The 21,288-nt window shown below is 40.8% G+C and carries 22 protein-coding genes; 3 read left to right on the top strand and 19 right to left on the bottom strand.

The window, feature by feature from the left end; all coding sequences use genetic code 11:
• Positions 1–206 precede the first annotated feature (206 nt).
• Entirely contained in the window at positions 207–1,718 is a 1,512-nt protein-coding gene (gene putP, locus BW139_RS00060; protein WP_008465433.1) for a sodium/proline symporter PutP, read from the bottom strand.
• A gap of 344 nt (positions 1,719–2,062) precedes the next feature.
• On the opposite strand from putP, the gene BW139_RS00065 reads away from it, so the two are divergent.
• Positions 2,063–3,286 (top strand): EAL and HDOD domain-containing protein, encoded by a 1,224-nt coding sequence (locus BW139_RS00065; protein ID WP_076918253.1) that lies wholly within the window; start codon positions 2,063–2,065, stop codon positions 3,284–3,286.
• 58 nt (positions 3,287–3,344) lie between these two features.
• On the opposite strand, the gene BW139_RS00070 is transcribed toward BW139_RS00065, so the two are convergent.
• From BW139_RS00070 to ccmA, 10 genes are read right to left on the bottom strand one after another with little or no spacing between them, the layout of a single operon-like run.
• Positions 3,345–4,076 (bottom strand): VacJ family lipoprotein, encoded by a 732-nt coding sequence (locus BW139_RS00070; RefSeq protein WP_054201699.1) that lies wholly within the window; start codon positions 4,074–4,076, stop codon positions 3,345–3,347.
• 9 nt (positions 4,077–4,085) lie between these two features.
• Positions 4,086–5,342, bottom strand: coding sequence for a c-type cytochrome biogenesis protein CcmI (gene ccmI, locus BW139_RS00075; protein WP_076918254.1), 1,257 nt, complete (start codon positions 5,340–5,342; stop codon positions 4,086–4,088).
• Positions 5,343–5,804 carry a cytochrome c-type biogenesis protein gene (locus tag BW139_RS00080; RefSeq protein WP_076918255.1) on the bottom strand — a complete coding sequence of 154 codons (462 nt, stop codon included), beginning with the start codon at positions 5,802–5,804 and terminating at the stop codon, positions 5,343–5,345.
• Positions 5,801–6,373: a DsbE family thiol:disulfide interchange protein gene (locus BW139_RS00085; RefSeq protein ID WP_076918256.1), complete on the bottom strand. Its 573-nt coding sequence runs from the start codon at positions 6,371–6,373 to the stop codon at positions 5,801–5,803. The genes BW139_RS00080 and BW139_RS00085 overlap by 4 nt, the downstream gene beginning before the upstream one ends.
• Positions 6,370–8,331: a heme lyase CcmF/NrfE family subunit gene (locus BW139_RS00090; RefSeq protein WP_076918257.1), complete on the bottom strand. Its 1,962-nt coding sequence runs from the start codon at positions 8,329–8,331 to the stop codon at positions 6,370–6,372. The genes BW139_RS00085 and BW139_RS00090 overlap by 4 nt, the downstream gene beginning before the upstream one ends.
• A gap of 1 nt (position 8,332) precedes the next feature.
• Positions 8,333–8,812 carry a cytochrome c maturation protein CcmE gene (gene ccmE, locus BW139_RS00095; protein WP_008112242.1) on the bottom strand — a complete coding sequence of 160 codons (480 nt, stop codon included), beginning with the start codon at positions 8,810–8,812 and terminating at the stop codon, positions 8,333–8,335.
• The gene (gene ccmD / locus BW139_RS00100; RefSeq protein ID WP_008112240.1) at positions 8,809–9,012 is read right to left on the bottom strand and encodes a heme exporter protein CcmD; all 204 of its coding nucleotides are present in this window, start codon (positions 9,010–9,012) and stop codon (positions 8,809–8,811) included. Before ccmD ends, ccmE begins: the two co-directional genes overlap by 4 nt.
• 2 nt (positions 9,013–9,014) lie before the next feature.
• Positions 9,015–9,752, bottom strand: coding sequence for a heme ABC transporter permease (locus BW139_RS00105; RefSeq protein ID WP_036985043.1), 738 nt, complete (start codon positions 9,750–9,752; stop codon positions 9,015–9,017).
• 1 nt (position 9,753) lies between these two features.
• On the bottom strand, positions 9,754–10,440 hold the full coding sequence (ccmB, locus tag BW139_RS00110) for a heme exporter protein CcmB (protein WP_076918258.1): 687 nt from the start codon (positions 10,438–10,440) through the stop codon (positions 9,754–9,756).
• Positions 10,440–11,060, bottom strand: a complete 621-nt coding sequence (ccmA, locus tag BW139_RS00115) for a cytochrome c biogenesis heme-transporting ATPase CcmA (protein WP_076916065.1) — start codon at positions 11,058–11,060, stop codon at positions 10,440–10,442. The genes ccmB and ccmA overlap by 1 nt, the downstream gene beginning before the upstream one ends.
• Before the next feature lie 113 nt (positions 11,061–11,173).
• Here ccmA and BW139_RS00120 point away from each other — a divergent pair, with 113 nt between their 5' ends.
• Together BW139_RS00120 and BW139_RS00125 are read left to right on the top strand one after the other, a co-directional pair.
• Positions 11,174–13,339 (top strand): flagellar hook-length control protein FliK, encoded by a 2,166-nt coding sequence (locus BW139_RS00120; protein WP_076918259.1) that lies wholly within the window; start codon positions 11,174–11,176, stop codon positions 13,337–13,339.
• A 2-nt stretch (positions 13,340–13,341) separates the two neighbouring features.
• Positions 13,342–13,650, top strand: coding sequence for an EscU/YscU/HrcU family type III secretion system export apparatus switch protein (locus tag BW139_RS00125; RefSeq protein WP_008465407.1), 309 nt, complete (start codon positions 13,342–13,344; stop codon positions 13,648–13,650).
• A gap of 27 nt (positions 13,651–13,677) precedes the next feature.
• Here the strand turns inward: BW139_RS00125 and BW139_RS00130 are convergent, their stop codons facing one another.
• The 8 genes from BW139_RS00130 to BW139_RS00165 are packed head-to-tail and all read right to left on the bottom strand — an operon-like array spanning position 13,678 to position 21,287.
• Complete coding sequence (locus BW139_RS00130; protein WP_076918260.1) at positions 13,678–14,079, bottom strand: DUF2802 domain-containing protein; 402 nt, start codon at positions 14,077–14,079, stop codon at positions 13,678–13,680.
• 18 nt (positions 14,080–14,097) lie between these two features.
• Positions 14,098–14,595 carry a chemotaxis protein CheW gene (locus tag BW139_RS00135; RefSeq protein ID WP_008112225.1) on the bottom strand — a complete coding sequence of 166 codons (498 nt, stop codon included), beginning with the start codon at positions 14,593–14,595 and terminating at the stop codon, positions 14,098–14,100.
• A 21-nt stretch (positions 14,596–14,616) separates the two neighbouring features.
• Entirely contained in the window at positions 14,617–15,354 is a 738-nt protein-coding gene (locus BW139_RS00140) for a chemotaxis protein CheW (protein ID WP_076918261.1), read from the bottom strand.
• Between the two features lie 3 nt (positions 15,355–15,357).
• On the bottom strand, positions 15,358–16,128 hold the full coding sequence (locus BW139_RS00145; RefSeq protein ID WP_055013038.1) for a ParA family protein: 771 nt from the start codon (positions 16,126–16,128) through the stop codon (positions 15,358–15,360).
• A 12-nt stretch (positions 16,129–16,140) separates the two neighbouring features.
• Positions 16,141–17,103: a flagellar motor protein MotB gene (locus tag BW139_RS00150; RefSeq protein ID WP_076918262.1), complete on the bottom strand. Its 963-nt coding sequence runs from the start codon at positions 17,101–17,103 to the stop codon at positions 16,141–16,143.
• A 5-nt stretch (positions 17,104–17,108) separates the two neighbouring features.
• Positions 17,109–17,873: a flagellar motor protein gene (locus BW139_RS00155; protein ID WP_076918263.1), complete on the bottom strand. Its 765-nt coding sequence runs from the start codon at positions 17,871–17,873 to the stop codon at positions 17,109–17,111.
• Entirely contained in the window at positions 17,866–19,017 is a 1,152-nt protein-coding gene (locus tag BW139_RS00160; RefSeq protein ID WP_076918264.1) for a chemotaxis response regulator protein-glutamate methylesterase, read from the bottom strand. The genes BW139_RS00155 and BW139_RS00160 overlap by 8 nt, the downstream gene beginning before the upstream one ends.
• 53 nt (positions 19,018–19,070) lie before the next feature.
• The gene (locus BW139_RS00165) at positions 19,071–21,287 is read right to left on the bottom strand and encodes a chemotaxis protein CheA (protein WP_076918265.1); all 2,217 of its coding nucleotides are present in this window, start codon (positions 21,285–21,287) and stop codon (positions 19,071–19,073) included.
• Position 21,288 lies beyond the last annotated feature (1 nt).

The raw sequence follows: 21,288 nt of genomic DNA on the forward strand, positions 1-21,288 counted from the left end.
CTTATGAGTCGCATCACTAATTAATAAAACTGAATTCGAGCTTCGAATTCAGTTTTATTATGTCTATAAATAATGATAACGACAAGCCAGTTTGCTGCGATTAAATCATTACAGTTTGCCTCTATTAAAAGTCAGTCAATAAAAAATGCCAACCAGTTAAACTGGTTGGCATTTTTTTAAACCAAACCTTTACGTTAGTGAATCAGTTACAATGACGATTCAACTTCATCAAACAGATCAGTAATTTCTTTTTTCGGTTCAGCTGTTACAAGGCTACCTACCACAATAGCAATACTCGCTAAAATGAAGCCTGGGACGATTTCATAGATCACGCTACTTAGGCTATCACCATTAATAGTAATAGGCGCATAAATCCACACAAGCACGGTTAGAGCACCAACAACCATACCACTGATAGCCCCTTTTAAGTTCATGCGCTTCCAGTAAAGGCTAAACAATACCAATGGACCAAATGCAGCACCAAAACCTGCCCATGCGTTGCTCACTAAGTCTAGTATTGAACTATTACGGTCATAGGCTAAATAGATAGCAAATAGCGCAACCAGTATCACGCTAATACGTCCTACTAGTACCAACTCAGTTTGCGAAGCATTACGGTTTAAGTAAATCTTATAAAAGTCTTCAGTTAGAGAGCTTGAACACACCAATAGTTGCGATGAGATAGTACTCATAATTGCAGCTAAAATAGCCGCTAGTAAGAAACCTGCAATTAACGGATGAAAAATTAATTCCGCCAATACTAAGAATATTGTTTCTTTGTCGGCAATTGGCATTTGATTTTCAATCATGTATGCAGCACCGAATAAACCGGTAAATACTGCACCAATGGCAGATAAGGTCATCCAAGACATACCAATACGACGCATAGTTGGCATTTCTTTTACTGAGCGAATAGACATGAAGCGCACAATAATATGCGGCTGACCAAAGTAGCCTAAGCCCCACGCCATTGCAGAAATAATAGCAATAGTAGAACCGCCCGCAAACCAATCAAGCATACTTAAAGAATGAATTTCGCTTGCTTTAGGCGAGCTTAGTAATTGCTGATAATTTGCATTTGCTAAGGTGTCCATAAAGGGTTGATCAAGCATCATGTAAGTGGCAATTGGCACTGCCAACAACGAAATAAACATGATACAGCCTTGCACAAAGTCTGTAAGGCTAACCGCTAAAAAACCACCAAACAGGGTATAGACCACTACCACACCGGTGGTAATGTATAAGCCCATTTCGTAACTCATTTGAAATGAGTTTTCAAACAACTTACCGCCGGCAACAACACCCGATGAAGTGTATAAGGTAAAGAAAACAATAATTACTATTGCAGAGATAACACGTAGGATATTTTTGTTGTCATCAAAACGGTTTGCAAAGAAATCGGGGATAGTAATGGAGTCATTGGCTTTTTCAGTATAAACACGCAGTCTTGGTGCTACTAAAAAGTAGTTTGCCCATGCACCCAATACTAAACCAATTGCAATCCAAACCTTACTCAACCCAAATAAATACATTGCGCCGGGTAAGCCCATTAATAACCAACCACTCATATCTGATGCACCAGCCGATAGGGCAGCAACACTGGGGGCTAAATTACGACCACCTAGCATATACCCTGAAATATCACTGGTAGATTGCTTATATGCGTATAGTCCTATTCCTAGCATTACAATAAAGTACAATGCCAGTGAAATAATCATTCCTGTTTCCAAATTTGCCTCCACTTAAAAAAGTAATAACAGGCTTGTAATCCAAATAATGACTCTTGAAATCTTATAATTAAGACAGTATTGGAATAAAAGCTTTCTATCCAACTATAACACGGTAATTACTAATAACTCCAACTCGCTAATTTAAGTAGATAAAAAACCATCTATTCGCTCACTTTTAAAACAAATAGAATAAAAAACAATGAGTTTAGATTAATAAAAACCACCCAAGCCATGATATTTTATTAATATAATTCATTTTCCCGATGCTATTTTGAATGTTTTCCAATATATTATTACAATGTTAACCAATTTCTACTGTTTCGGAATCTTATATGTATTTTTATGCTGCTCGCCAACCTATTTTAGATCGCAATAAGGAGTTAATTGGCTACGAGCTTTTATTTCGTGATGGAGTAGATAACGTTTTTCCGAACATTGACGGCGACGAAGCAACGTCTCGACTGATTGAGGGCAGCCAGTTTAACTTTGGTCTTGAAGATTTGACCGATAATAAACCTGCTTATATTAACTTTACCCTAGACACCTTACTAAAAGGCTACCCCACGCTATTAAACAAAGACGGGGTAGTGATTGAAATATTAGAAACCGTTCAGCCGGGGAAACGTCTGCTAGCGATAGTTAAAGACTTAAAAGAGAAAGGGTATACACTTGCTCTAGATGACTACGCGCATCAACCGGTATGGCGTCACTTTTATCCGTTTATTGATATCATTAAAGTTGACTTTTTAACCTGTGATATAGAGACCGTTAAAACGATCATCGAGGATTTAAAACCTTACCCACACATTAAATTACTCGCGGAAAAAGTTGAAACCTACGAACTGTACAACCAAGCTTTTGAGCTAGGCTTTGAGTACTTTCAAGGCTTTTTCTTTTCAAAACCAGAGATGGTGCAAAGCAAAGCCTTACCGCCATCGGGCATGGCACTGGCTGAACTACTCTATGAAACATCCAGTGTAGAAATGGATCTTAAAAAGATCACGGATGTATTTGAGCGTGATGTTAACTTATCTTACAAGCTCTTGCGCTATTCAAACTCAGCAGCATTTACCCGCCGCTCTGAAATAAACACTATAAAACAAGCGCTGATTGTATTAGGCGCTGCTGAAATTAAAAAACTTCTTTCTTTATTATTTGCAGCACAAGTATCTGCAGATAAGCCATTAGAGCTTATTAGACTGTCGCTAACACGGGCACGTTTTTGTGAGCTGTTAGCTATTTCACATGGCAAACTTAAAGATACTGGTATGGCATTTTTAACTGGCATGATGTCGCTTATGGATGCGATATTAGATGAAGAGATGGACAGTGTAATGCTTAAATTGCCACTGTCTAATGAGATAAAAACAGCGCTGTTAAACAATGAAGGGCTACTGGCTGAATACTTAAGCTTAGTGACTCTGTATGAGCATGGTGATTGGCAAGCTGCGAACGACAAAGCTCAGCAACTAAACTTAGGTGATGAAGTGCCTGATGCATACCACGAAGCTCTCAACTGGGTTAGTGAGCAAATGCAGGTGATGATTGATAACTAAATGGGTTATTACTAATTAAAAACAAAAACGCCAGCATTTGCTGGCGTTTTTACTTTTATTAAAGGCTTTCTAAGAAATCTTCATCAAAATCTTCAGGCTCTTCTTTTATTGGCGGGTTACCATCAAAGAGCTCGTATAATTGACGCTGAAAATAAATGTCTTTAATAAACAAGTACGGGTCTAACGAATCATTTAATAACCCTTCCTGAGCCATTAATGACGCACGTGCTTCAACTGCTTTTAGTGCAAACACTAAAATAGTTTGTGGTGTAGTCAGTGCTATTTCAGGCAGTACAACATTATCAACCACATCACCGGTTAAGTTACGCGCGGTAGATGGCCCCATTGCTGGGATCATTAAATAAGCACCATCACCCACTCCCCACACACCTAACGTTTGGCCAAAGTCTTCGCTAGTTACTTCAAGTCCCAGCGAACTAGCTACATCAAATATGCCAAATACACCCACAGTTGAATTCACCAAAAAACGTGCAAAATTAATTCCAGCACTGCTTGGTTTTCCTTGCAGACCAGCATTTATAATATCAACGGGTGCGGTAATATTATCGGTAAAATGCACAATACTACGACGAACAGGCTGCGGTGTAACAGTGATGTAACCCACTGCTGCTGGCCTTAAAATATAAGTATCGAGTACGTCCATATTAAAGTCATAAATAGGTCTATTTACACTTTGTAAGGGATCGCGCTCATCATATTTACTCTCGGGCACTTGAGCACAGCCCGATAAGGTGAGTAAACATAATAAAAGTAAGCCTTGTTTTAACATCTCAAATCCTTAAGGTATTAATGTATCAATGTTCAGTTGCACTTGTTGCACATCTTTACGAAGCAGTACTTCAGAGTGGCCTTCAAGCTCACCGGCGCTTGGCATCACTGAATCATCATTAGAGATACGCGCAGAAATAACAATTTCACTGGCACTGGATAAATTTAGCCCCGCCATCATGGCGTTCGAATCGCTCAGCTCAACCGTGATTGGAAAGCTATAGTCTGTTAGTTTAACAACGGCTAAAGGCATGGGTGAACCTTCAGAAGCTTTAGCAAACACAAACAAAATACCGTTACTGGGCTGTTTGTCTGCAAGTTGCTCGTCAATCTTAACCGTGACCTGAATACCCTGAACAACGTGCTGTTCATGACTGTTTAACTCACTTTGCTGAGCTATTTGGCCATCAATTTCACTGATGCGCTCAGAAATCATAGCATAACGCGTATCTGACTCGTCCATACTGGCAAGAAGTACTTCAAATGCAGCTTTTGCCTGTATCCAATCTTTTCTCTCAAAGGCAATCAGCGCAAGTAACGAAATCGCATCGAGGTTATTTGGTTGTGCTTGTAGTACTTTAGAAAGCATACCCGCTGCGCGAGTCATATTCTCATCACTGCCCTCAAGTAATAATACCTGCGAGTAGCTCACCAAGGCTTGCATATTATCAGGGTTCATTGACAATGCTTTATCAAATGACTGTTTTGCCATGTCAAACTCATTAAGCATTATAGCCACACGCCCTAACAGCATCCAAGCAACTTCATCGTCACCGCTTTGGCTTAACTTCGTACGCAATGCCAATGCAAACGCTTGCAGTTCATTTTTAGTTAACGGCTCACCTTTTTGCATTACAGCGCGTTGGCCATAATCGGCCAAGTTGTCCATTGCATCATGCCAAGCCGCTATTTGTTGCTGGCTGCCGGTCATTGCATAAAATATACCCGCTAACGCAATTAAAAACGCCGCCCCTGTTAAAGCAAATATACGATTGTCACCACGACTATTGAGTGACTTCTCTGGTGATAATTCATTTAGCAAACGGCGTTTTAGCTCAACAATTGCCTCGCTGTGGTTTTGCGAGTCTATGCGTTGGTTGTCTAAATCAGCCTGTAGTTCAACTAAACGCTGCTCATAAATGCTGATAAGCTCAGCATTAGCGTTATGAGTAATGGTTACTACGCGCTCTTTTTTTAAAAAAGGCACAATAATAAACAGCAATGCAATGAGTGTGAGTAAAGCAAAAGACGCCCACATTAAAATCATTTAACTTTGCTCCTGACGTTTATTTTGTTTAATCAACTTATTGAGCATCACTTCATCAGTGTCACTCCACGTTTGTTTTACCGACGCTTTACGCTGGCGAATAACAATAAAGCCAAAGCCTATTATTACAATGAGTACTGGCAACACCCACAGAATTAACGTAGCCGGCGTTACTGGTGGATCGTAATGAACAAAGTAGCCATAGCGGTCAATCATATAATCAATAACTTCGTCTTTGCTTTTACCATCTTTTACTAACGCCAATACGCGATCGCGTAAGTCTTTTGCAACTACGGCATCTGAATCAGCAATATTTTGGTTTTGACATTTGGGACAACGTAATTCTTTAGTTAGCTCTTCAAAACGAACCGCTTGCTCGTTGCTATCAAATTGATAACGGTCTTGTTGAGCAAACGCAGTTAAACTAATAAATAAGCTAAGGGTTAATAAAAACAATCTCATGGCTGCAGCTCCTGCATAAGAGGCGCAAATTTAGCGCGCCAAACTCGAGGGTTTATATCACCGGTGTGGTGTAACAAAATAGTGCCATTTTTATCAACTAAAAATGTTTCTGGTGCTCCAGACACACCCAAATCTAACGCCAAAGAGCGCTCTAAATCTAAAATATTAAATTGATAAGGGTTACCTGCGCGCGCAAGCATATTACTCACATCGTCACGCAGTGCTTGCATATCAAACGGGCCATCAAAATCAGCATCGTAGCTTTGTACATAATACAAGCCGATAATTTTAATGCCTTGCTCGCGAAGCTTAGTTAAATAATCAAGCTCAGATAGACACGTTGGGCACCATGTACCCCACACGTTTAATAAATACACGTCACCTTTTAATTGCTCATCAGTCCAACGTTTGTCATCTTGCATTAAATCAGGCAAGTTGAATGCTGGTAAGGTTTGACCAATGCGCCCCGTTTGTATTTCCCGAGGGTTAGCAAACAACCCTTGATATAAAAACACACAAATAAAGATAAAAATTAGTAAAGGTACAACTGCCATCAATTTACGCTTCATAATGCCCCCTCTAATTCATCTTTGCGAGGTGTAGCGCGATAACGCTTATCAAATAAAATTACAAAACCAGCGAGTGAGATCAGAACACCACCAATCCACATCCAACGCACAAACGGCTTGTGGTAAATACGTAATGACCAAGCCCCCTCACTTAGTTGCTCACCAAGCGCGAGGTATAAATCACGAGTAAAACCAGCATCTATTGCGGCTTCAGTCATAAATTGCATACCAATGTCGTATCGGCGTTTTTCTGCATATAAACGCGTTACAGTGTCATTTTCTTTTAATACCGTTACCACGCCAGCATGACCACTGTAGTTTGCACCACGAATTGTCTTTACGCCTTCAAAACGATATTGATACTGATTAAGCTGTACACTATCACCTGGCTTCATGGCTACATCGCGCTCAACTGAATACGCTGAGGTAAGGGTAATACCGGCAATAACAAAAGCTAAACCAACATGACCAAGCACCATAGCCCAGTAACTTAAACCTAAGCGTTTGATGCCGACTTTAAGTGAGCCATGAACAGCGGCTTTGGTGTAAAGGTCAATAAATGTGGCTATAAATATCCATACACCCAATGTAGTCGCTAACAGAGTGAGTGGCGTAACCACTTCATAACTGCTAAACAGCCAAGCACAGGTAATAACAACGCTGGCTAGTGCGCCAACAAATAGTTTGTTTTGTAAAAATGCCCATTTATTTTGCTTCCAGCGCAAAAATGGTCCTATGCCCATTAAAATCGCAAATGGCACCAGTAGAATTGCAAACATTTTATTAAAGAAAGGTTCGCCAATAGAAATACTACCTAAGCCCATTTCTTTGTGCACCATAGGTAATAAAGTACCTAATAGTACAATTAAGGTGGCAACCACTAAGAAAATGTTATTTAGCCAAAGTGCTACTTCACGAGAGACAAACTTATAACGTCCTTCACTTTTAACTTGTGAAACACGCAAGCCGTAAAGCGCTAAGCCGCCGCCAACAACAATAGCTAAGAAAGCAAGAATAAATAGCCCACGATCCGGATCGGTTGCAAAGGCGTGCACCGAAACAATAATCCCTGAACGAACAATAAAAGTGCCCAGTAAACTTAATGAAAAAGCAGCAATTGCTAATAATACGGTCCATGATTTAAATACACCGCGCTTTTCAGTCACACTTAAAGAGTGTAATAAAGCCGTTGCCACTAACCATGGCATCAGTGATGCGTTCTCAACTGGATCCCAGAACCACCAGCCGCCCCAGCCAAGTTCTGCATAAGCCCACCAACTACCAATGGTAATACCTAAGGTTAAAAAGCCCCATGCAGTCATCGTCCATGGGCGTGACCACTTAGCCCAGGTATTATCGAGCTTACCGGTTAATAGCGCGGCAATAGCAAAGGAAAAAGCCACAGAAAGACCCACATACCCCATGTAAAGTAATGGTGGATGAATGATCATACCTGGGTCTTGTAATAATGGGTTTAAATCTCGCCCTTCAACTGGGAAATAGGGCAATAAACGCTCAAACGGACTTGACAGCAATAAGGTGTACATCATAAAGCCGACACCTAAAAAGCCAAGCACACCTAATACACGAGCACGAAGCACCCAAGGAAGTGACTTTGAACGCACCGCGACCAGAGCTGTCCACCCGGCTTGCATAAGTAACCACAGTAAAATAGCGCCTTCATGACCACCCCATGTAGAGGTGATTTTATAATACCAAGGTAAGGTGCTACTTGAATGATAAGCAACGTAAGACACGGTAAAATCATCGGTTAGGCTGGCATAAATAAGAACAGCGAACGACAAAGCAACAAATGCAAACTGACCAACCGCTAATGATGGCGCTGCGCGCATCAATCGAAGATTACCTGTGTGTGCTCCCCAAAGTGGGAAAATACACAACAGCACACTGAGCACCATGGCCAATGTTAAAGAAAAATAACCAATTTCTGGGATCATATCAGCTCCCACTATCTAAGTTATATTTTGGCTTTTCGTGCTTAATGCCTTTTACTGCCTCAGCAACTTCTGCCGGCATATATTCTTCATCATGCTTGGCCAACACTTCAAATGCTTCAATCACGTTAGGCTCAACTAACACACCTTGCGCAACAATCCCTTGTCCTTCACGAAACAAATCAGGCAAAATACCTTGATAGCGTACCGTTACCAATGGCCCCGTATCAATCAGCTTAAAGCTTACTTTTAAGCTTTGTTCATTTCTGATCACAGAGCCTGGCACTACCATGCCGCCAATTCTCAGCTTTTGGCCTACAAACGGCTTTTCTTTATTGGGACCTTTACCATCAATTAATTCGCTGGGGGTGTAAAACAAATTAATATTTTCTTGTAAGGCGTACAACACTAAACCTATTGATCCACCAATACCAAAGAGTACGGCGATAATAACCAAAAGGCGTTTTTTACGTCTAGGGTTCACGAGGTTTGCTCCTGCTTAGAATTTTTAATTCGAGTTTCACGTGCAATTTGTTGCTCAACCGACGCTAAAATTTGTTTTTTGTCGCGTAACGAGCTAAATAAAATACCTAATAGAATCAATGCACATGTACCAAAAGAAAGCCATACATAAAAACCATAGCCTCCCATTGCAATAAAATCTGAAAACGAGTCAAACTGCATAATTACCCCTTAGTTAACAACTGTCGCACCCATGGGCGGTGCTTTTCACGGTGTAAAATTTCATTTTTAAGACGAATTAAAGTCACCGTACCGACAAACGCGGCAAAGGCTAAAATATTAATCATTAATGGCCAAAACATACTAGGGTCAACCGCATCGCGATTAAACTTAGTGATACTCGCCCCTTGGTGCAGGGTATTCCACCACTCCACCGAAAAGTGAATAATAGGTAGGTTGATCACCCCTACAATAGCTAAAATAGACGCGGCGCGACCTGCTGACTTTTTATCTTCAAAGGCATGGTACAAAGACAACACCCCTAAGTATAAAAATAATAAAATAAGCTCAGAAGTCAGTCGTGCATCCCATACCCACCAAGCGCCCCACATAGGTTTACCCCATGCAGCACCGGTAATTAAAGCTATTGCAGTCATACACGCGCCAACAGGCGCGATTGCAATTACCGCAAGCTCGGCATTACGTAGTTGCCATACCAAGGCAACAATGGCTGCAATCGCCATTGATGAATAGGCGCCCATAGATAAAATAGCGGAGGGCACGTGAATAAAAATAATACGGTAACTGTCTTTTTGTTGGTAATCGGCAGGGGCAAAACCTAATCCCCAAACCCAACCAACAATCATACTAACGACCGTTACTACTGCAAAATATGGCAGTAGAGTATTGCATAACTGATATGCTCGCTCTGCTTTCGCATACGGATGTAACCACTTCCACATATTAACTTACACTCACTTTTAATGCTGATGATATGGCAATTGGCGCACTGATAATCGCAACGACTAACATGGCACCAAGGATTGCAAGCTGACCACTGTAATCCAGCGACATAGTGCTGGTATCAATAGCGGAAGTTGCAAAAATTAAAACCGGAATATACAAAGGCAGCACTAGTAAGCTCATTAAAATGCCGCCTTTTTGTAATCCCACAGTCAAACCCGCTCCTATTGCGCCAATAAAGCTCAATAAGGGAGTTCCTAGTAATAGCGTTAATAACGTAGCCATTAAGGCCGTCGTTTCTAAATTTAATAACAAAGCAAATAAGGGGGTCATTAGTACCAGCGGTAAGCCAGTGATCACCCAATGTGCCGCTACTTTAGCTAACACGGTTAATGATAAAGGATACGAAGAAGCAATTAGTTGCTCCAAAGAGCCATCGTTATAGTCGTCTCTAAATAGCTTATCGAGTCCAAGCATGGTTGATAATAAAGCCGCAACCCAGATAATGCCCGGCGCCATTCTTGATAACAACCCAGGCTCAGGCCCTATCGCTAATGGAAACAACGAGATAACAATTAAAAGAAATAAGATGGGATTGACTATTTCAGCACGCTGACGAAAAGCGAGCTTAACGTCTTTACTAAATACCGCGACAAATAACTGCCAATATGAGTGCTGTCGTGTCATTAGTGGCGGTACTCCAAAGTCAAGGTTTGTAAGTCACTAAAATGGGTGGTTAGGTCTTGATGTGTTGTTAACAAAATGGCGCCCCCCTTTGATAAATGCTCAGTAAAACGTTGCTGTAAAAAGGCAACGCCACTTTTATCGAGCGCAGTAAAAGGTTCGTCTAAAATCCACAACTTAGCTTCAGATAACCATAATCTGACCAAAGCTACTCGTCTTTGTTGACCCGCCGATAAGGTTCTAACAGGCACATCTTCCAGCCCTACCAAACCTAGCTTACTTAATAAAGAGTATAAGTCAGGGGTGTCAACGTAACCATTAATAGCCAACCAATGTGTTACATTTTCAAGTGCACTGAGTTGTACGTTCACACCAGTTTTATGGCCTATATATAATAAGTCTCTGGCGTATTCGTCATAATATTTTTTGATAGATTGATTAAGGTATAAAATATCACCTTCATCTGGCAGCGAAAAACCGGCAACAATGCGCAATAACGATGTTTTACCTGCCCCATTAGGACCAGCTAACTGCATGATTTGACCGCTTTTAAGGCTAAAATTAAGTTCATCAAACAAACAACGCTCTTGCTTGATACAAGTAACGGACTTAATGTGTAACAAGATGACGATTCTCTCTGCCAAAAATTAGCGGTAAGTCTACCATAATGATAGGGTAATACGAATATTGCTTTAGAATCGATTTACTTAAAATAAAGAAAACTTGATATAAAATAATGAATACACCAACGCACATTACATTGACTAACCCACAGGTTAGTAATCAAACAAGCAATTCAGGTCAACCTGTGTTACCGACATTGCCTGAAGAAGTGCTGGCGGCTAAAAACATTCAGTTTTCTAAAGAGTCAGTAACCTTAGATGTGTTTATGAATAAGCATTGGCAAACAATTCGGCTCACTGTTAATGATGCACCGACAAATGTTGAAAAAATAGCAAGCGCTAACATACAGCTAAGTGCAGATGGTAAAAGCTTAACCATTATTCCTAACAACAGTACCTTATCAATTAAACAACCAGAACAGTTACAGCGGTTTTTAAACTTTATAAACACTCAAAGTGATATTCAAAACAACCCGCTATCGATACAAGTTACTTTAAAGCCAACGCCAAAACTGGTGATTGAAAAATTTAATGCCAGCATCGCCATTAATAAACAAATAGCGCAATTACTAGCACAAGAACCCTTATTAAAAGGCATAATTGAGACTGATGGCAAAGGTACACGGCTAAATATCATTAATCGTTTTGCTGACATTGTACATTCTCAACCTTTAAGCCAAGCAAAACTAACACAATTAGTTGCTAACAATTTAGGTCATGCTCAGCTTCATGCTACGCCCAAATTTGCGGTGTTAAATCCAAATACCGCAACAGGCTCGTTAAATATTAACTTAAGTCATCAACAATTATCTGAGCTACCCATAACCCCGACTAAGGTAACTATTACCAGCCAAGCAGATAAACTATTAATTAAAACCGCTTATCAAAATATAACCGTGGAGCTTAAAAACTCATTTAGTAAACCATTTAATGAAATGCTTTCACAGCAACCACAAATTGCTAACGATTCGCAAAAAATTAAACCTCACCCACTTAGTACCGTTAATAGTCCAATTCAATCATGGCTAAAAAGCAGTTTTGCTGATTTTAAAACGCGTATTTTAGATGCGGTAAAACATTTTGAAAGCAAGCCATTTACCACGGTATTAAACGCATCTCAAAAACCAAGCACTGTTGTTAATGAACAGCAAAAATGGCTCGCGCCAACGCAAAAAATAGACATAACGCAATTAAAAAGTCCTTTGAGCACAGCCCCCCCTTTAGTGCAACTTACCCAGCAGATAAAAGCCAGTATCTCCTTATGGCAACAGCGAGCGTCGACAACACATACAGACTCACATCCTGTTGTTACCCAGCTAGCACAAACAACTAATAGCACCTTAGCAGCCGTTAATCATTTACAGCCACTGGAAAAGCTATTATTGGCAACCGTTTTAAAACAAAGTGCAGCCGCTCCAATAGAGCAAAAAGAAGCTAACAAACACATTTTAAGCAGTCAACTGAACACCATTGTAGCTAAGATGACTGATCAGGGTACTGATTTAAACCGCTTGGTTAATCAGGCTTTTAACCGAATGTTGTCAGAAAGTAATTTACACCCAACCACCATACAACGTGAAATACTCAGCACTATAAAGCCGACACAACTGCCCAATGACACCTTGCAAAGCTCGTTTAATCGAGGTGTAGAACAACTTTCATTAAGTATTTTAGCTGCACCAATTATTAATCATAATCCAACAGCGATTAGCATCAATAATCAAAGCGGTTTAGAAGCCCTGCTTCAGGTTTTATTACCCACCTTTAAAGTAGGTAATAGTGCCAATAAGTTATTAGAGCAGTTGCAGCAACCACAAGTGCAAGCATTAGCAGGCGAATTAACACAAATCAAAAGCACCTTAAGCCAAGTACAAGCACCCGTTTTGAGCCAGCAGCCTGACACTAACTCCTTGGTGCAATTTTTATTACCCATGAAACTGCCCCCTGAAGCGGCACAAACAGAAATATCGTTAGGGCAATATAAAAAGCCAAACAACGGTAAATTAGCGGATAAAAACGTGTGGTTTGTAAGGTTGAATTTTGATTATGCAGAACTAGGTAAACTGCAAATAACCGCAGAGCTGATGGACAAAGCACTCGATTGTCAGTTATTAGCGTCCACTCAAGCTGTAAGCGCGTTGGCTCATCCACACCTTGATAATTTACGCTCAAAATTGGCAAAACAGGGCTTGCAAGTGGGCGACCTAAACTTAAAACGAGCAGATGACAGCCATCAAGCATTTTACCAATCCCATGCCATTATAAATATTAAGGTTTAGTCATGACGGATTCATTTAAAAGCAATTCAGCAATTGGATTACTCTACGAGGCAGGCAATTCACCCACCGTTAGCGCTAAAGGATTTGGCGAGCTGGCAGATGAAATTATTGCCCTAGCTAAAGATAAAGGAATTCTAATCCATCAAGATGAAGCACTTGCAAATACACTCTCGAAATTAGAGCTCGGCGAAGAAATCCCTAAAGAGCTTTACTTTGTTATTGCTGAGCTGATTGCTTTTTCATATGTGGTAAGAGGAAAATTTCCGCCCGGATGGCAAGACTTTCAAGGAAAGCTCAATATAAAAGCATAATCCACCGTGATAAAAACAAAAAAGGCGCTAAGCGCCTTTTTGTTTATGTAAAGAAAATAACAGCTCTGCTTCAGCGCGGGGTAATTCACATTCGCGAATAACCTCATCTAAATCAGCACCTAACTCAACCATTTTTACTGCACGAGAGTAAATTTTAGCATCTGGATCATCGTATTTTTGAGCAGCTTGTTGCTGTATAAGCTCTTGGTTTTGTTGTTCTACCTCAAGCACTCGTTTACCAATACTTAGTAACCCAGTTCGTAACTCAGAGACTTCGCTACGTAAAATATCAATCTGCTCTGATGAATCTTTAAATTGCTGTAATTGTGCGTCAAGCTCATTCGCATACCGCTTTTTAAACATCACAATTAACAGCAACGAGAATAGCCCAAAGACTAAACCCGCAATTGCAATACCAAGTAATAACATAATTTTATGTAGAGAAGCTTATATATCGCTTAACTCATCCCATTCGTCATCACTAAGTAATTTATTTAAATCAACCAAAATAAGTAACTCATTATCGCGGTTACACACACCTTGAATAAATTTAGCACTTTCTTCAGTACCTACGTTTGGTGCGCTATCAATTTCAGAGCTGCGTAAATACACAACCTCAGATACGCTATCAGCTAAAATACCAATCACTTGTTCTTCAGCTTCAATAATCAAAATACGTGAGTTATCGGTCGCTTCAATATCAGGTAAACCAAAACGAGAGCGAGTATCAATAACGGTAACAACATTACCACGTAGGTTAATAATACCAATCACATACGAAGGTGCACCTGGTACAGGAGCAATTTCGGTGTAACGCAGTATTTCTTGCACTTGCATTACATTCACGCCATAAGTTTCATCTTCTAGCTTAAACGTAACCCACTGTAAAATTTCATCATTATTATCTGCATTTTTCTTGGCTGACAGTAATTTATCTTCACTCATGCTCTTACCTCGTAATGGTCATTACTTGTGACGGCTATCTAAGCCTTTCTCTAATAGTGCATTTAAATTATTAACATCTATTAAAGCACACATTTTTTCTTTAATTACTCCAGCAAGCCATGGGCGCTTACTGTTATTTGTACGCCATTTTACATCTTCTTTACTCAATGTAATGTTATTTATTAGTTTTTCTGCTAATAAACCCCACTGGCTATCACCTAAAGTGATTAGATATTGATAGTTTAAAGACGCTTCTAACTGCTCATCGTACTTTTCAGGCATAACCCAGCGCGCAGTATCAACAACATTGAGCTTTTCTTCTCGGTTGATCATTACACCTTTAAACCACTTAGGTTTGCCAAATAAATGATTCACTTCGCCAAGCTCATGAATGCCGCCTAACGCTTTTAACGGTACTGCTAAAGTGAGCCCTGCCACCTCGAAGAATAGTGCCTGGAATTCACCATCGAAGTACTCAGCCTCACTTTCAAGTGCTACATCATGCCTAGGTTCAAGCTGTTGCGCTTGATGGGATTCTATTTCTACACTCGTTACCTGTTCATTAAGTTTTTCAACTTTAACAACGGGCTCAACTACAGGCTCAACCTGCAGTGATTGCTCTTTTTGCTCTTCTTCATAGGCAACCTGCTGAAGAAGCTTAGCAACAGGCTCAAGGTCTTTCGTTGGTTCGTCATCAGATAATAACGCCCCTAAATACTGAGTGACTACTTTTTCATTAGCAAATAATTGCTTACTCATTTATTAACCTTGTTTTATTAAATATTCAAGCAATGCTTTGTAAGCATAGACTCCACGCGCATTAGGGCAAAAATCAATAGGCACCTTTTGCGCTAAACTCGCATCTCTAAATTTAGTATCGACAGGAATAACACCTGGCCACACTTTTTCTTTGTACGTATCTTGTAATGTTTTATAGGCCTCAAGTGATGCTTTGGTGCGCTTATCATACATAGTTGGAATTATAGTATATTCATAGCTTTTCGCTTGCGAGGTTTGCATTAACTCCATAGTACGCATCATTCTATCAAGCCCCTTAAGCGCTAAGAACTCAGTTTGTACTGGCACCAATACTCTTTCACAGGCTGCAAGCGCATTGACCATCAGCACCCCTAAAACGGGCGGACAATCTAAAATTGCATAATCGTAATACTCGCTAATTTTAGCCAATGTTTTCTTTAAAATCAGGCCCATTCCCGTTTTATTACCCATACTACGGTCAAGTGTAGCAATTGCCATAGTGGCTGGTAAAATATCAAGGTTTTCTATGGTTGAGGGGCATAATGCTTGCAATATTTCTTCGCTTTTCATGCTTGAGCCGCGAGTGAAAATATCGTAAACACTGACCTCTAAATCTTCTGAATCAATGCCAAAGTAATAAGTTAATGATGCATGCGGGTCGGTATCAATCAGTAAAACACGCTTACCTTGAAGCGCAAGGATCCCAGCAAGGCTAACCGCGGTGGTGGTTTTGCCTACCCCTCCTTTTTGATTGGCTACAGTCCAGATTTTCACATTACATCCTAATTACTGTTCATTACGCGTGGTAACACGAATGCCACCATGCTCTAAGCGAATTATTTTTATTGTATCGTCTTGGGCAGGTAGCTCAATTTCTGGCTGCCTTTGCTCTGATACTGAAATTGACGACTCCGTTTGTTCATCAGAGGGCTCTGGTGCTAAAGCATATTTAGAAAGTGCAATCACAACTTTACGGTTTTCAGCACGCCCAGCTTCGGTATCATTATCGGCAAAAGGTGAATATTGGCCATACCCTTCTATTGCCATACGTGCAGATTGAATACCTAAGCGCTCTAGCTCAACTAATATTGAGGTTGCACGCGCCACTGATAACTCCCAATTAGAGCGAAATATTTCATTTCGTATGGTTTCGTTATCTGTATACCCGCGTACTCTTATATAGTTATCGACTGATGCGATGATTGCTTCAATCTTTTTTACAATCTCTTTGGCTCTGTTATGTGCAACAGCGCTGCCACTGGCAAATAATAACCCAGAATTAAGCTCAATAACCAACCAGTCTTGACTAAGTTCTAGGCTTGCCTCACCACTGCGTATCTCATCAATAAGTGACGATTGTAATTTAGCCAATAAACTATCGAGTGGCTTACCTAACTGACGTTGGCTGATATTGCTATTATCACTTTGACCATCGAGCAACACAGGCCCTTGTTCTTGTTTTTGAATACTTTCGCCATATAAAACCTCAACTTCAGGAGTCACTCTTTCAAGCAACAAAGCATCGCCGTTTACCCCTTTACCTTGCTGAGAAAATTGTTTCGCTGACTTATCAAAAACATGCTCAAGAGAGTAAGATAAAACTTGTATATTGTCTTCTTTGTTTATTGCAATGGCATACAATACAACAAAAAATGCAAACATAATGGTCATGTAATCTGCATAAGAGACTAGCCAACGCTCAGTATGTTGGCTTTTGGCGTTTTGATGACGTAAGCGACGGCGTAACATAACCGCTAATGGCCCTGTAAAAGAGGACGTTCGACACGGTAAGCTTCAAGCTTTAATTCAATATTAATAGGACTCTCACCTTGGCTAATGGCAATAACGCCTTCAGCTAGCATTTCATGGTAAAGCATTTTTTGCTCAACCCGTTGCTTTAATTTATTGGCCATCGGCAAAAACAGTAAATTAGCTAAACCTACGCCATATATAGTAGCGATAAATGCAGTGGCAATACCCGTTCCTAGTTGCTCAGGATCGTTAATAAATGACATCGCTTGAATAAGTCCAAGCACTGCACCTAAAATACCGATAGTTGGACTGTAACCCCCCATCGCTTCATATACACGACTAGCTTCAAGCAGTCGTTCTCGTTCAAGTAATAAATCTATTTCTAGGGTATCACGTAGCTTTTGGTCAGAGCTGCCATCAACTAATAAACTCAGTCCTTTAGCGGCATAAGGATCAGTGTGAGTAAGCGCTTCGTTTTCTAGGGATAAATAACCCTCTTGGCGGGCTTTATGCGACCAGCGCTTTACTTGCTCAATCGCATCTTCAATATCATGGTCATCGGTGACAAAAACCCAATGAGTAATACTGAGCATTTTCTTAAATGTATTGGCTGATGTTTGTAACATCACGGCCCCCAATGTGCCACCTAATACAATAATTAGCGCAGGCCCATTAAACAGCGCAGATACCACACCTCCTTCTAAAGAATAACCGATTGCAATAGCGCCTAGTGCAACCAATAATCCTAAAACAGAAAGCTTATCCACAGCCAACCTCTCTTTTAAGGCGCACCGCTACATCATGAAGACCTAAGCTTTCATTTGCTAATCCAGCACTGGCTACTGCTTGGGGCATACCATATACAACACAACTTTTTTCATCTTGAGCCCATATTGTAGCGCCAGATTGTTTAAGCATGCGAGCACCATCACGACCATCCGCCCCCATACCAGTCAAAATAATGGCAAGGACATCGCCTTGATACGCTTTTGCTGCACTGGCAAAGGTAATATCAACACTAGGCTTATAGCTTACTCGTTCATTTTTATCTTCAAATACGCGTAATGTTCTGTTTGAACCCCGCCCTTCTACCATCATTTGCTGTCCACCCGGCGCTAAATAAGCACAACCAGGTTGGAGTCTATCGCCTTGTTGCGCTTCTTTTACTTTAATTTTACACAAGCTATCTAATCGGGTTGCAAACGCAGGTGTAAATGCCGCAGGCATATGCTGTATGAGGAGTATTGGGTGTGGAAAATTAGCAGGCAACTGAGTCAAAATAGTTTGCAGTGCAACCGGTCCACCTGTTGATGTGCCAATAGCAACTAATTGATACTGCTTACCACTGGCACGCGCAGATGCACTACTACTGGTTGGTGTAGGAGCTGTATTATTAAAGCTGCGATCAGGTTGAACAATTGGCTTTTTAGCGAGATTAGAAAAGCGATCAGACGTGCTTGGAGCAGGCTTACTTATACTAGGAGATGCTGGCGCTCTTGTGATTCTACCAATGCGCTGGCGACCTATTTCCTTAACCTTATCTTGTAATAACTTAATTGCGTCGTCGTTATTACGGGCAATATCTTCAAACTTTTTCGGTAAAAAGTCCATCGCTCCGGCATCAAGTGCATCTAAGGTGGCAGATGCCCCAGCACGTGTTAACGATGAGAACATTAAAATAGGAGTGGGGTTACTCGCCATGATCTCTTTAACTGCGCTAATGCCATCAAGCACTGGCATTTCAACATCCATGGTGATCACATCGGGTCGTAACTGAGCTGTTTTATCGACCGCTTCTCGACCATTAACAGCGAAACCTATAACCTCAATGCCGCTGTCTTGTTCAAGAATTTCACTCACCCTGCGGCGAAAAAAGCTTGAATCATCAACTACTAAAACTTTAACAGCCATTTCGCTCTCTTATTCAATGAATGGGTAGGCATAACATTTATGCCTACTTTTTATTATCCAGCGTAATGCTTTAGCATACTCGGCACATCTAATATCAGTGCAATACCACCATCAGAGGTGATTGTTGCACCTGCCATACCTGGCGTTCCTTGAAGTAATGCATCTAAAGGCTTAATCACCACTTCTTCTTGACCAATGAGCGAGTCAACAACGAATCCCACTTTTTGAGTTCCTATTTGCACAATCACCACATGGCCTTGTGCTTTTCGTTGTCCTCTATCAGCGCCTTTAATGAGCCAGTGTTCAAGATAGAACAGCGGTATCGACTTTTTACGAACAATAATCGTTAACTGGCCATCAACCACATTAGTTTTTGTTAAATCTAAGTGGAATATTTCACTTACACCCGCTAGCGGCAAGGCAAACGTTTGCTCTCCCACCACCACCATTAAGGTAGGCAATATCGCAAGTGTTAGTGGGACTTTAATTTCTAAAGTAGTCCCTACGCCCATTTCTGATTTTATGTTAACCGAGCCATTGAGCTGAGTGATTTTTGTTTTAACCACATCCATGCCAACACCACGGCCAGAAATATCTGAGATCTCTTCTTTAGTTGAAAACCCAGGTGCAAAAATAAGGTTATAAGCTTCAGTATCTGAAAGACGACTCGCTTGGTCGTGATCAAGCACGCCTTTACTAATCGCAATCTTTTTAAGCTTTTCAGCATCCATACCTGCACCATCATCTTCAATGGTAAGTAAGATATGATCGCCCTGTTGCGAAGCTGATAAAGTCACCGTACCTGTTCTTGGTTTGCCTGATGCTTCACGAACATCTGGCATTTCAATACCGTGATCTACTGAGTTACGAACTAAATGCACCAATGGGTCTGCTAATGCTTCGACTAAATTTTTATCTAAATCGGTGTCTTCACCAACAAGTAATAAATTAATATCTTTTTTAAGTGTTCGTGCTAAGTCACGTACCACACGAGGAAAACGGCCAAATACTTTTTTAATTGGCTGCATTCGTGTTTGCATTACTGCACCTTGGATATCAGCAGTCACAACATCTAAGTTAGAAATAGCTTTACCCATGGCCTCGCTATCAGAGTTAGTCGCCAAACTCACCAAACGATTTCGCACAAGTACCAGTTCACCTACCATGTTCATTATTTGGTCTAAGCGTTTGGTATCAACACGTACTGTTGTTTCTGCCGGTGGTGGCGCTGCTTTTTTAGGCGGTGCAGCTTTAGCTGCTTGTGCTGCTGGAGCAGGCTTAGCTGGCTCTGGTTTAGGCTGTGGTTTTGCTGCAGCAACAGGCGCTGGTTTGTTAGCGGCTACGGGTTCAGATTTACTTTCAGGAGCCGGTGTTTCTATCGACTTAGGTGCACCTTTGCCGTGTAACTCATCTAGCAGAGCTTCAAACTCATCATCACTTATTTCATCATCGCTCGCTCTTGAATCATTATTTTGCGAGGCTGTAGGAGCTGATGGTGCTTGCTGTGGTGTGCTTGGGGCGTTTTGAGTTACTTCACCAAAACTACCGACACCATGAAGCTCATCTAATAAGCTATCAAATTCATCATCTGTAATATCGCCACTGACATCACTGTCACTTGATGAGGATTGTTTTTCTTGCGGGGCTTGCCCTTTTCCATGAAGTTCATCAAGTAGACTTTCAAATTCATCTTCAGTGATCTCATCAATCTGAGAATCTGTACTACTAGTATCTGGGCCGCTAAATAATTCATCAAAAGCAAACGGATCTTCTTCCGCATCATTGCTTGGCTGCTCAACTACAGGTTCAGGTTCTACCGAGGGAGTTTCAACAGGAGCTATGTCTTCAACTGCAGAATCGCCGGCGAGTTCTTCTGCCGTTGGTGGTTGTCCAAGCTTGTGAAGTACTGCAAGTAACTCTGGATCTGCAGGCTCTGGCTGGTCACGATTTTTAATTGTGGCAAACATTTCATTAATGGTATCAAGTGCTTGTAAAATCACATCCATTAATTCAGAGTTAACTGTTCTTACACCTTGGCGCAATAAATCAAACACGTTTTCAGCACCATGACATGCATCAACAAGCTCTGTCATTGCCAAAAATCCGGCACCACCCTTAACGGTATGGAAGCCACGGAATATTGCGTTTAGTAGTTCAGTATCATCTGGGTTGTTTTCCAGTTCTACTAACTGTTCAGATAAAAGCTCAAGGATTTCTCCGGCCTCTACTAAAAAGTCTTGTAAAATATCTTCATCGACTTCAAAGCTCATG

Origin of the sequence: Pseudoalteromonas sp. SK18, from assembly GCF_001974855.1 — a bacterium.
GTDB lineage: Bacteria > Pseudomonadota > Gammaproteobacteria > Enterobacterales > Alteromonadaceae > Pseudoalteromonas.

Coding starts and splice junctions, on each gene's coding strand:
- BW139_RS00130 (WP_076918260.1), bottom strand. CDS start 14,079: ATGTTATTACTTGGTATTGCAATTGCGGGTTTAGTCTTTGGGCTATTC.
- BW139_RS00160 (WP_076918264.1), bottom strand. CDS start 19,017: ATGGCTGTTAAAGTTTTAGTAGTTGATGATTCAAGCTTTTTTCGCCGC.
- ccmD (WP_008112240.1), bottom strand. CDS start 9,012: ATGCAGTTTGACTCGTTTTCAGATTTTATTGCAATGGGAGGCTATGGT.
- BW139_RS00070 (WP_054201699.1), bottom strand. CDS start 4,076: ATGTTAAAACAAGGCTTACTTTTATTATGTTTACTCACCTTATCGGGC.
- BW139_RS00165 (WP_076918265.1), bottom strand. CDS start 21,287: ATGAGCTTTGAAGTCGATGAAGATATTTTACAAGACTTTTTAGTAGAG.
- BW139_RS00135 (WP_008112225.1), bottom strand. CDS start 14,595: ATGAGTGAAGATAAATTACTGTCAGCCAAGAAAAATGCAGATAATAAT.
- BW139_RS00105 (WP_036985043.1), bottom strand. CDS start 9,752: ATGTGGAAGTGGTTACATCCGTATGCGAAAGCAGAGCGAGCATATCAG.
- BW139_RS00080 (WP_076918255.1), bottom strand. CDS start 5,804: ATGAGATTGTTTTTATTAACCCTTAGCTTATTTATTAGTTTAACTGCG.
- putP (WP_008465433.1), bottom strand. CDS start 1,718: ATGATTATTTCACTGGCATTGTACTTTATTGTAATGCTAGGAATAGGA.
- BW139_RS00140 (WP_076918261.1), bottom strand. CDS start 15,354: ATGAGTAAGCAATTATTTGCTAATGAAAAAGTAGTCACTCAGTATTTA.
- BW139_RS00085 (WP_076918256.1), bottom strand. CDS start 6,373: ATGAAGCGTAAATTGATGGCAGTTGTACCTTTACTAATTTTTATCTTT.
- BW139_RS00120 (WP_076918259.1), top strand. CDS start 11,174: ATGAATACACCAACGCACATTACATTGACTAACCCACAGGTTAGTAAT.
- BW139_RS00065 (WP_076918253.1), top strand. CDS start 2,063: ATGTATTTTTATGCTGCTCGCCAACCTATTTTAGATCGCAATAAGGAG.
- ccmB (WP_076918258.1), bottom strand. CDS start 10,440: ATGACACGACAGCACTCATATTGGCAGTTATTTGTCGCGGTATTTAGT.
- BW139_RS00150 (WP_076918262.1), bottom strand. CDS start 17,103: ATGTTACGCCGTCGCTTACGTCATCAAAACGCCAAAAGCCAACATACT.
- BW139_RS00090 (WP_076918257.1), bottom strand. CDS start 8,331: ATGATCCCAGAAATTGGTTATTTTTCTTTAACATTGGCCATGGTGCTC.
- ccmI (WP_076918254.1), bottom strand. CDS start 5,342: ATGATTTTAATGTGGGCGTCTTTTGCTTTACTCACACTCATTGCATTG.
- BW139_RS00125 (WP_008465407.1), top strand. CDS start 13,342: ATGACGGATTCATTTAAAAGCAATTCAGCAATTGGATTACTCTACGAG.